The organism is Alkalibacterium sp. s-m-28 (assembly GCF_054658175.1).
This window is the reverse complement of the sequence record NZ_BAAGIQ010000070.1, coordinates 1-10,906: the sequence shown is the minus strand read 5'-3', so window position 1 is coordinate 10,906 and position 10,906 is coordinate 1. Positions and strand designations below refer to the sequence as shown.

General features: G+C 44.0%; 11 protein-coding genes. 2 read left to right on the top strand and 9 right to left on the bottom strand.

Annotated features, from left to right (window positions below):
• Positions 1-469: 469 nt before the first annotated feature.
• On the bottom strand, positions 470-1,249 hold the full coding sequence (locus tag ACYQ4S_RS09045; RefSeq protein ID WP_459770691.1) for an acetoin reductase: 780 nt from the start codon (positions 1,247-1,249) through the stop codon (positions 470-472).
• 1,025 nt (positions 1,250-2,274) lie between these two features.
• On the opposite strand from ACYQ4S_RS09045, the gene ACYQ4S_RS09040 reads away from it, so the two are divergent.
• A complete protein-coding gene (locus ACYQ4S_RS09040; RefSeq protein WP_346023585.1) occupies positions 2,275-2,916 on the top strand; it encodes a deoxynucleoside kinase in 642 nt (213 codons plus the stop codon).
• Between the two features lie 140 nt (positions 2,917-3,056).
• A complete protein-coding gene (locus ACYQ4S_RS09035) occupies positions 3,057-3,569 on the top strand; it encodes a methylated-DNA--[protein]-cysteine S-methyltransferase (protein ID WP_346023570.1) in 513 nt (170 codons plus the stop codon).
• Between the two features lie 19 nt (positions 3,570-3,588).
• Here ACYQ4S_RS09035 and ACYQ4S_RS09030 read toward each other — a convergent pair whose 3' ends face one another.
• The 8 genes from ACYQ4S_RS09030 to rsmG form a co-directional block, all read right to left on the bottom strand.
• Positions 3,589-4,326, bottom strand: coding sequence for an NAD(P)-dependent oxidoreductase (locus ACYQ4S_RS09030; protein WP_346023569.1), 738 nt, complete (start codon positions 4,324-4,326; stop codon positions 3,589-3,591).
• A 16-nt stretch (positions 4,327-4,342) separates the two neighbouring features.
• Positions 4,343-5,722: a Glu/Leu/Phe/Val family dehydrogenase gene (locus ACYQ4S_RS09025; RefSeq protein WP_459770688.1), complete on the bottom strand. Its 1,380-nt coding sequence runs from the start codon at positions 5,720-5,722 to the stop codon at positions 4,343-4,345.
• 322 nt (positions 5,723-6,044) lie between these two features.
• Positions 6,045-6,749 (bottom strand): DUF1129 domain-containing protein, encoded by a 705-nt coding sequence (locus tag ACYQ4S_RS09020; RefSeq protein ID WP_346023567.1) that lies wholly within the window; start codon positions 6,747-6,749, stop codon positions 6,045-6,047.
• A gap of 21 nt (positions 6,750-6,770) precedes the next feature.
• Positions 6,771-7,871 (bottom strand): redox-regulated ATPase YchF, encoded by a 1,101-nt coding sequence (gene ychF, locus ACYQ4S_RS09015; RefSeq protein WP_459770686.1) that lies wholly within the window; start codon positions 7,869-7,871, stop codon positions 6,771-6,773.
• Positions 7,872-7,918: 47 nt separating this feature from the next.
• A complete protein-coding gene (locus tag ACYQ4S_RS09010; RefSeq protein ID WP_091267780.1) occupies positions 7,919-8,104 on the bottom strand; it encodes a DUF951 domain-containing protein in 186 nt (61 codons plus the stop codon).
• Between the two features lie 46 nt (positions 8,105-8,150).
• Positions 8,151-9,032 (bottom strand): ParB/RepB/Spo0J family partition protein, encoded by an 882-nt coding sequence (locus tag ACYQ4S_RS09005; RefSeq protein WP_346023564.1) that lies wholly within the window; start codon positions 9,030-9,032, stop codon positions 8,151-8,153.
• Complete coding sequence (locus ACYQ4S_RS09000) at positions 9,025-9,786, bottom strand: ParA family protein (RefSeq protein WP_346023563.1); 762 nt, start codon at positions 9,784-9,786, stop codon at positions 9,025-9,027. Before ACYQ4S_RS09000 ends, ACYQ4S_RS09005 begins: the two co-directional genes overlap by 8 nt.
• A gap of 27 nt (positions 9,787-9,813) precedes the next feature.
• Complete coding sequence (gene rsmG, locus ACYQ4S_RS08995) at positions 9,814-10,533, bottom strand: 16S rRNA (guanine(527)-N(7))-methyltransferase RsmG (protein ID WP_459770683.1); 720 nt, start codon at positions 10,531-10,533, stop codon at positions 9,814-9,816.
• Positions 10,534-10,906 lie beyond the last annotated feature (373 nt).

The window sequence follows — 10,906 nt, the reverse complement described above, 5'->3', positions numbered from 1 at the left end:
AAAGAATCGTTCGCACCTGGTTAAGTGAAAGAGAGTACAAAAAGACTAATCCACAACTGAATAACCCTAAAAATTTCTGGAAAAAGTCATCCCTTGCGCCAGCAATTGACTTTTTTGGAAATTTTAATGAAAACTACTTGTGATAAAAGTAACAACCTATAAAACCTATTTATTCTAAGTTTTATGCAACACTAGTGAAGAAAAATATTAACTCAACTAAAAGTATTGGCCATTTTATCTCTATTGAAACCTTGATAAGGTCGTATAATCCTATTTCCATATAACTCTCCTGCTTCCTCATTTTAATATGTTACAGTAGACGTTAACCATTATTTAACGCACACTTCTTGCTAATGGGTTTAATATGTATTCCTTTTGTTCAATAATGAACTTAATTAGTTTAACACAAAAAAGCTGAAATAACCCTATGAGTGTAACGGATTATTTCAGCTTTAGATTTACGTCTTAATTACCTGAATATCATTCCACCATCTGATATGATAGACTGTCCAGTAATATAGTTTGATTCATCTGATGCCAGGAAAGAAACGAGGTTCGCTACATCTTCAGGTTCCTGTGTGCGACCTAAAGCAATATCTTGAGCGTATTGCTCAAATGCTTCACCTTTTTCTGTTCCCATGTGTTCCATCATTTTTTCGTCTAATCTGTCCCACATTGATGTTCCTGCGATTCCGGGACAATAGGCATTAACAGTGATTTTATCTGGTGCAAGTTCCTTAGCCGCGGCCTGTGTCAGACCCTTAACCGCAAATTTTGAAGCAGTATAAGGAGAGAGCATTTCGAATCCTTCTTGACCCGCGATACTACAGGCATTAATTATTTTTCCGCCTTCGCCTTGTTCTTTTAGCTGTCTGGCAGCTGCCTGTATTCCATAAATAACCCCTTTTACATTGACATCAAGGACCATGTCGACCGAATCCGGTTCAACTTCAACAATTGGAGCGACGTCTCCTTCGATACCAGCGTTATTGATAAAAACGTCCAGTCGCCCAAATGTATCGACGGAATGCTTGACTAAATTCGTCTGATCTTCAGGTCTAGAGACATTACCTTTAAAAGTCGACACCTCAAGGTTATTAGACTTAAACTCTTCTCCTACTTTCTCAAGTGCAGATTCATCCATGTCACTGATCACGACTTTAAAGCCATCTTCTGCGAGTCTCTTTGCGATTCCTTTTCCTAAGCCTTGAGCTCCACCAGTTATAATTGCTACTTTATCTTTTGCCATTTAGAAGACCCTCCTGTTAGGTTCTTATGCTTAGCTGACCACCGACTCTGATGTCACCTCTTTCTTATTTTATCTGTGAACTACCCACCACTTAAATCCTCCGGATTTTGAAGTGGGGGCTTCCTACGAACTCCATTCTTGTCTGCACAGGTTTCATGCAGACAGAGGAATCGGATATGGGTAGGCTCAAAAGGCAGTCCCTGCCTCATAGGTTTTCTTTTACTTGGCTAACGCCAAGGAATACTCAGTAGGCTTGGTTGTCGCCTATATAGACTTGGTTATCGTCTATATATAAAGTATACCAAATGAGAATGACATTAACCACTTCAAGCTATCGCTTGACCGAAATTCATCTCCCACTTTCACTGGTGCTTCGCACCCATACGCTTAGAAGTGGGAGACTTCTTTCGGAATTACGTTAAACCCAACTTACCACTAATTTTGTTTGATTCCAAGAGAAAGCGTTTTTTACAACTGGAGCATAATGACTCTTAGTTAAAAATATGTTACCCTTGCGAAAGTAAAGCCGTAGTATAAGGATAAATCTTAACAATGGGAATTGGAAAGGAAGACAGGTACTTGAATTATAGTCTGATAATATATTGAGAAACTGGACCCCCGATGAACTTAAGGATAACATCCAGGCTCACTTTCTCATTTCTAGTATTCTGATTGTTCTGAGCCACTTCCTGAGCGGGTTCTGGACACAGGAACTAGGTCTATATTACATTCTTTCTCTTCCTGTAATAATAATGGCTAACATGCTGGGAGAAATAATATATTCGAAAATTCAAGTTGAAAAGTTCAAGACTATTGTGCTAATTATTATCCTCCTATTGGGTCTGTTTATGCTTGCCAGCCTGATTTGAAAATAATTTAAGCCAATCTTGTCCTGCCTGATCTTTCACACCTTTATCACAATTTTTCAGGCATTTTATTTCTAATTTCCAGAGTGGATGTCGGGGCCGTACTTCTGTGGTATGATAGAAAAGATGAAAATAAAGGATGTGTTGGAAGGAGCCACAATGTCTGTGATTGTTTTAGCAGGGATGATTGGAGCTGGAAAAAGTACATATACCACTCTAATCTCAGAAGAATTAGATAGTACGGCGTTTTATGAGCAGGTAAAAGATAATGCGATTCTGGAGAAGTTTTATGACAACCCGAAAAGATGGGCATTTTCTTTGCAGATTTTCTTTCTGAATACACGTTTCAGAAGCATCAAGCAGGCTCTGGTGCATCGCCATAATGTACTGGACCGTTCGATCTATGAAGATGCCTTATTTACTCGCATCAACTTCGAACAAGGGAATATGAGTGAAGCGGAAATGTCTTTATACACTGATTTACTTGATAACATGATGGAAGAAATTGACGGCATGCCGAAAAAAGGTCCGGATCTGCTAATTTATCTTAGGGGATCACTGGATACACATCTGGAGCGCATCCAGAAGCGTGGGCGTCCGTTTGAACAGGTCGAAGGGAATCCAGAACTGCTCGATTACTACAAGAAGCTTCATAGCCGATACGACGACTGGTTTGCCTCATATGACAAGAGCCCTACTCTAGTAATTGATATCGATGAAATCAATCTCGAGCTGCCAGGTCATCAGGAACTGGTCATGAAAAAAATAAAGGACGCCCTGAAAGAAACGCAGGAAGTCTAAATAAGTAAATAAAGCACACAAAGTCATCAAACGGTTAGTCTGATTAATCTTCCATTGGTTGCATAATTATTCAAATCGCCTGATGGCTTTTCTTATATCGATACCCCTGAAATCAAGAAACAGAAAGGATTAAGATTCCAATGTCCAAAACATTTTATAGCTTATTCTCATTCGAGGATTGGCAGTTCTATATCGCTTCAACTGATGAAGCCCTGTGTTTTGTCGGCTCCATGCCTGCTTCAGAGGAAGAATGTCTGAGCTGGCTGGCTGTTCATTACCCAGACCATTCTATTGAAAAAAATGAAGCTGAACTACGGCCATACGCCGAAGCCTTCCAGTCTTATTTGTCAGGCCAGTCACGGTCCATCGATGTACCGGTTGTTCAAAATGGAACGGATTATCAGAAGAAAATATGGCGAAGTCTGGCTACTATTCCATACGGAGAGACGATCACTTATGGTCAGCTGGCTGAAAAAAATGGGCTCTCACCCAAAGCTGCCCGATCTGTCGGGACAGCAATTGGTAAGAACCCGCTACTTATTGTTTATCCTTGTCATCGTGTTGTGCCGAAGTCTTCAGCTCCAAGAAAATTCAGAGGTGGCTTAGACATGAAAACCCAGTTGTTGAAGCTGGAACAGGAGCATAGGCCTTAATTAACGCAGGACTTTGATCCTATTGAAAATCAAAGCCATTATCCACTGGCGCATACCTTGTTTTCTCTTTCGTATCGGTCAAGTCCATAAATTTAAAGGTATTGTCAGACAAGCCATGCACAATTATGAAGGGCTTATCTAAAGTCGCTTCTGCACACTTTTGTATCAGCTGATTCAGATCGCGTTTGCTGACGTATGTGCTGCGTTCACGCATGTCCGGCTCCTCGCCGTTTTCCTTCATGACTTCCAGTGACCGGTAACCGCCAATACGGATCGCAACGACTTCCATGTCAGTTTCATACCCATAGTAATGGCCGATCGCTTCACCGAATGCTTTACTTGCCCCGTACAGATCCGGCGGCCGGACCGGGCTAGTCGTTTTGACCTGCTCATCAGCAGCATAGCCTTTTACGGCATGAATACTGCTGGCAAAGATCAGCCGACTGACTCCCTGTTCGCTCGCGGCCTGCATCATATTATAGGTGCCGTCGATATTGACCCCTTTCAGTTCATCATACTTGGCGAATGGCGACGGATTTCCGGCAAGATGAATCACCGTGTCCATTCCTCCGCAAAGTTGGCGACAATCGGACAGGTCTGTCACATCAAATGTCACTAGACGACACCCTCTATCTTTCCATTCAGCAATGGTGGTACAGTCCTTGTCGGCAGCTGTCAGGTCGTACTGGTCTACTAAATCTTCAATCAGGCGGGAACCGATTCGACCGGCCGCACCAGTAAGCAGCAGCTTTTTCATCTGTCACCTCTCCAGTTTAACTGATTTTTCCGGAACGTTTCATCAAATCGATCACTCTTAAAAAGGCCAGTTTATAGCACAGGAAGCGCATAGTGACATCACTTTCTGATGAGAAGTAGGCATTATAGACACGGTAACTCACATTCTTCATACGGTCGCTCATGTCTTTAAGAATCGTTTCTTTAGATTTTGCATCATTTGTGAAGCCTTGAACCCACTCCAGATAGGATACGGTTACTCCTCCGGCATTGGCCAGAACGTCAGGAATGATGACTTTTCCTTTAGATTCCAGGTACTCATCTGCTTCTTTAGTAATCGGGCCATTTGCGCCTTCTACTAGGATAGCGGCTTTTATGTCGGCCTGGTTCTCAGACGTAATCTGGTCTTCAATTGCACCTAGGATCAGAACATCACAGTCCAGCGTCAGGACAGCATCAGGATCTCTAACTTCTCCTTCAATGCCCAGTTCCTTAAGCTCTTCTTCGTTCGGCAGACGGTCATTTTTTTCTTTAAATGGTGCGAGTTTTTCGACATCCACGCCATTCTCGTTATAGATCGTTCTGCGACTATCGGACACAGCAATTACTGTATGTTTATTCTCACAGTTGGCTGCCTCAATAGCTGCAGCCCGACTCAAGTTTCCGAACCCTTGGACAGCGACGATCACATTATCTTTTTCTCCAATGGCTTTGACCGTTTCTTTTCGTTCAGTATGGTCATCATTGACTGACAGACTTCCACTCATGACCGCTTCAACTAGATAATAGTAACTGAGGAAGGTTCCTATACCAGTCGATTCGGCACGCCCTCTCGTCCCACCATTGGCAATGCTTTTTCCGGTGAAAGTGTTGATGAACGGCTGGTTCGGATGCAGCAGCTTGTACTCTTCCGTCATCCAGTCCATCGTTTCTTCTCCAGTCCCCACATCGGGAGCCGGAATATCTTTGTACGGGCCGATCTGATTCTGCAGCATGCGGACAAATGCTTTACTAACTTCTTTCAGCTCACGCTTGGAGTGTTCACGTACATTGATGTGCACGCCCCCTTTTCCTCCACCATACGGAAGGTCGTGCAGGGCATTCTTCAATGTCATCAGCATCGCCAGTGTTTCTACTTCTGACTGGTGTACACCTGTACTGAAACGGATGCCCCCTTTGTAGTATCCGCAGGCATTGTTATGCTGGACACGAAATGCCGGGTATGTACCGATCGATCCATCATCCTTGATGATGCGCAGGTCACTTGATATTACTTTGTCGATGCCCTTGAGCAGGTCTCCACCCATCTGAACCCATTGATCACGGCTGTCTCCCCATTGAGCCAATGCTTCCTTGTCTTCTGATATCACGTGATCTACTACGTGTTGAATCAACTGTGTTGTTGTATTATCTGTCATGTAAATTCCCTCCGAATGATTATATTAGAATAATTTAATCGTTGTTTTATCATTGTATCATAATCAGAAGTTATATGGCGAATCCTAACTCAAATTAATTTGATTCCTTCTAATGACTGTAGACACAAAGCTGGACTATCAATTTTTCAGATAAACCTATTTTCATAAAGAAAGAACAATCATCATTTATGTTTTTACCGCTGACCCTCACGCCCGCATCAGCCTTTGACTTTACGCACCACAAAAAACCGCCAGCTTCTCCAAAATACAGAGAAGTCCGGCGGTTCAATACACAACTTAAGCATCCCAGCAAGGATGCAGCTTAAATAAGTGTACCTTGAATATTCAGTTTTTTCTTCAGGTACCATTTTGCTGCGAAGGCTACTACCCCTATAACGAGTGTAATAGACCCCGGTATCATCGGATTCAACGCCTGAGGCAGCATGGCCGTTCCGAACGCCATCAGGATGATCCAGGTAAGCATGGTGATCGTCGTCGCCACGATGTACTTGATGAATCCACCTTTAACACCTGGTTGAGGGGCATACTTAGTGATGACCATAACAGCCAGTCCACCAAGAAGGAAGTTTAGAATCATTGTAATTAGTCCGAGTCCCGCTTCCTGATTCCCTACAAGATATGAAATCCCAGTAATGACGGCAAACATCCCACCTAATAGAAGGGCCCCGTCAAGGTAGATTTTCCATGATTCGGAACGTTCAATCGGACCAGTCATATCTGCATGGTCGCTTTCAGTCAAGTATCTCGCCTGGTCTGTAGCCGTACCGTAGAGTTTGCGAGCTGTCAGGTGATTTGCCTGTTGGGAGACAATATTTTTCAGCATGTCATTAAACACTAAAGTCTTGTTGTCTTCAGGAAAACCCGCATCGTCCAGCTTGCGGTTCAGTGTCATCATGTATTCTCTGTTTTTATTTGTTAACTGATCGAACAAGGCGTCGTTTTCTCTCTTTTTATCTTCAAGAGTCACTTCCGGTTCCTGTTCAACCGTATTTTTTTTCTTCGGCATGTGTTCTGTTTCCTCTCTTCCCTACACGTTAAAGCGGAACAAGATAACGTCTCCGTCCTGGACCACGTAGTCTTTTCCTTCTGCTCTCAGTCTTCCTGCTTCACGAGCAGCTTTTTCACTACCTAGTTCATTGTAATCTTCAAAGGCTATCGTTTCAGCACGAATGAATCCTCTTTCGAAATCGGTATGAATAACGCCGGCAGTCTGAGGTGCCTTCATTCCTTTTTTGAATGTCCATGCTCTAACTTCTTTTGGTCCAGCAGTAAAGAATGTAGCCAGCCCAAGCAGGTCATAAGATGAACGAATCAGCTTGTTCAGTCCAGGCTCAGTTACACCCAGATCGTCAAGGAACATAGCTTTTTCTTCATCATCCAGTTCAGCTATCTCTTCTTCGATCGCCGCTGAAATGGCAACAACTTCCGCGCCTTCTTCCTGAGCAATCTCGCGGACAGTCTGCAGGTACTGGTTGCTTTCCGGATCTGCAATTTCTTCTTCAGCTACGTTAGCTACATACAGGACCGGCTTGCTTGTCAGCAAGAACAGCGAGCGAAGGATCGGCAGTTCTTCTTTAGTAAAGTCCAGTACGCGGACTGGCTTTCCTTCTTCAAGAACGGGTTTGATTTTTTCAAGAACTGCCAGAAGTGCGACAGCGTCTGCATCTTTGGATTTAGCTTGTTTTCTGACACGTTCGATTCGTTTGTCGACGGCTTCCAGGTCGGCCAATGCCAGTTCCAGATTGATTGTTTCGATATCTTCTGCCGGATTGACGCGTCCGGATACGTGAGTGATGTTGTCATCTTCAAAACAGCGGACAACATGACAGATCGCGTCCACTTCACGGATATTGGCCAGGAATTTATTCCCCAGACCTTCCCCTTTACTGGCTCCTTTGACGATACCGGCAATGTCAGTGAATTCGAATGTTGTCGGGACGACTTTCGCCGGGTTAACAAGTTCAGCCAGACGGTCAAGACGCTCGTCCGGTACTTCAACGATTCCGACGTTCGGGTCGATCGTTGCAAAAGGGTAGTTCGCAGCTTCTGCGCCTGCTTTAGTGATTGCGTTAAATAACGTAGACTTTCCTACGTTGGGTAATCCTACAATTCCTGCTGTTAAAGGCATGTATATGTTCACCTTTCTCTTTCTATAATGGTCTTTCGAGTTAAAATCTAGTCTTTCAGTACTTTTTTCATCTTGCGGTCGAATTCACGGCGGGGCATGAGAACCAAATGGCCGCAGCCGGTACATCTAATACGGATATCCGCTCCCAGACGAATAATTTCCCATCTATTGACCCCGCACGGGTGGGCCTTTTTCATTTCTACTTTGTCGTGCAGCTCGTATGTTTTATCCACTTGATTTCCTCCTGTCCTAGTAAATCCAGCCGGTCGGTTCAATAGTCTAATTTAAGTCGATATTCAGTTCTTCAAGAATGCGGTTCAAGTCATCTGGGGATACATATTCGATTTCGATCTTCCCTTTTTCGCCTTTTTCGCGAATGATGACACTTGTGCCGAACTTGTCCGTCAGTAATTCTTCAGACTTTCTGATGTAAACAGACTTGACGGGCGCATTGTCTTTATTGCCGTCCTTTTTCGGATTCTGATTAGCTTCTGCCACAAGGTGCTCCAGCTGCCTCACTGTCAGTTTTTCTTTCACCGCACGGCGTGCCAGCTTCTTGATCTTGGACTTATCTTTAAGCCCCAGTAGTGTTCTTGCCTGACCATTGGACAGTTTACCTTCCTGAACAAGCTTCTTCACTTCTTCCGGAAGGGACAGTAGACGCAGATGGTTAGCGATATACGATCTGCTTTTACCTAGTCGTTCAGCGACCATTTCCTGAGTCATGGACAGTTTATCCATCATCATGTTGTACGCTTCTGCTTCTTCAAGAGAGGTCAGATCTTCACGCTGCAGGTTTTCCAGAATCGCGACCTGCATCATGACTTCTTCATTCAGCTCTCTGACGATTGCAGGGACACTATCTTTTCCAGCCAGCTTCGATGCTCTAAAGCGCCGCTCTCCGGCAATGATCTCATAGCCTTTCACAGATGACTTGCGAAGGATGATCGGCTGAAGGACACCCGACACTTTGATTGATGCTGCCAGTTCATTCAGTGCGTCCTCGTCAAAATGACGTCTCGGCTGATAAGGGTTCGGACGGATCTCAGTCAACTCGATCATTTCCACACGTTCGTCATTGTTTCTGACTTCCTCTTCAAAATCAGGCACATCAAACAAGGCATCGATGCCGCGGCCTAAGCCTTTTTTCTTATTAGCCATTACCCAACACTTCCTTTGCTAGTTCCTGGTAGACTTCTGCCCCTTTTGACTTCAGGTCGTAATCGATAATGGACAGGCCGTAACTTGGTGCCTCGGATAATCGGATATTTCTTGGAATAATAGTCTGATAGACTTTTTCACGAAAATACTTCTTCACTTCATTGACGACTTCAAGGCCCAGATTGGTTCGGGCATCCAGCATCGTCAGCAATACGCCTTCTACTTTCAAATCTTTATTGAAGTGCTTCTGGACCAGACGGACCGTGTTGAGAAGCTGACTCAATCCCTCCAGAGCGTAATACTCACACTGAACAGGGATCAGAACAGAATCACTTGCTGTAAAGGCATTGATCGTCAGGTGCCCCAGAGAAGGCGGGCAGTCGATCAGAATATAGTCATACTGATCTTCAACCGTTTCTACTGCACGCTTCAGACGGGTTTCTCTCGCCATCAGACTCGTCAGTTCCACTTCTGCCCCGGCCAGCTGAATCGTTGCCGGGACCATGCTCAAATTCTCGCGACTTGATGACAGAATGACATCCTCAAGCGGTTCTTCGTTGATCAGAACATCGTAAATGTCTTTGTTGACTTCACCTTTACGGACACCCAGGCCACTGGTTGCGTTGCCCTGTGCGTCCATGTCGATCAGAAGCACTTTCTTGCCGGCATAGGCAAGTGAGGCGCCTAGGTTGACAGTTGTCGTTGTCTTGCCCACTCCGCCTTTTTGGTTTGCGACAGCTATAATCTGTGCCATACTACTCCTCCATACTTTCTGTTGTCATTAAACCAGCGGACTCTTGTTCGGAGTGCCGGGTTTTCTCGGGTATTTATTAGGTGTTTCCTTTGTCTTGTCGATCAGGATGATATGACGTTCCCCGGCCTCTTCAGGCAGTTCAAAGGAGATATCATCTCTCACTTTCCCGCCCAGCAGACCGATCGCTTTGCGTCCTTCATCCAGTTCTTCCGGTGCATGAGCGGCCTTCATGGCAATAAAGGTTCCGCCTTTTTTAGCAAGCGGCAGACACAATTCTGACAGGACACTCATACGCGCTACTGCGCGGGCCGTCACAAAATCAAAAGAGGCTCTGAACTGTTTATTCTGACCGAATGTTTCTGCCCGGTCGTGGTACAAATAAACATCTTCCAGCCCCAGCTCGTTGACGACAGTTTCCAGAAAGCCGATTCGTTTCTTCAATGAATCGACAATGGTGATCTGCAGATTCGGGTAGATGATTTTAAGGGGGATACTAGGAAACCCAGCACCTGAGCCTACGTCGCATAGACTGTGGACCCCTTTGCTAAAATCTACGTAAAGTCCTGCAGTTAATGAATCGTAAAAATGTTTCAAGTATACTTCTTCTTTTTTAGTTATTGCAGTTAAATTGATTTTTTCATTCCATTCCTGAAGCAGTTCCAGATAGCGTTCAAACTGATGCATCTTTTCTTCTGTAACAGGAATGTCTCGCTTAGTTAATTCAGACTGAAATTCTTCTGGAGTCATTCTCTAAAATCCTTTCTATAGTCACTCGTGAAACAGTTTTTTGTTTCACAAAATCCCTCTCTTCACTTTATACCAAATGGCTTATAAATACAATGGTTGCAAGAGATTTTTTCTATTCAAAAAATCTTGTTTTTTTAAAAAAGTTGGAGGATAAATCCATCTTCTGAGCCCCGTGTCAAAGTCATCTGTTTTCTTTGTAAGACGGTTGGGGTGACTAGCCCTATTTTTCACCTTGAGTCTATCTACTTGAACTACTCCACCTTAAATCCTAAGGGATTTTGAAGATGGAGATTCCTAAGAACTCCCACCTATTGGTCGGATATTGATTAGGCTAACTCTGTAGTCCCTACAGTTCTGGAAGTTAAAATACGCA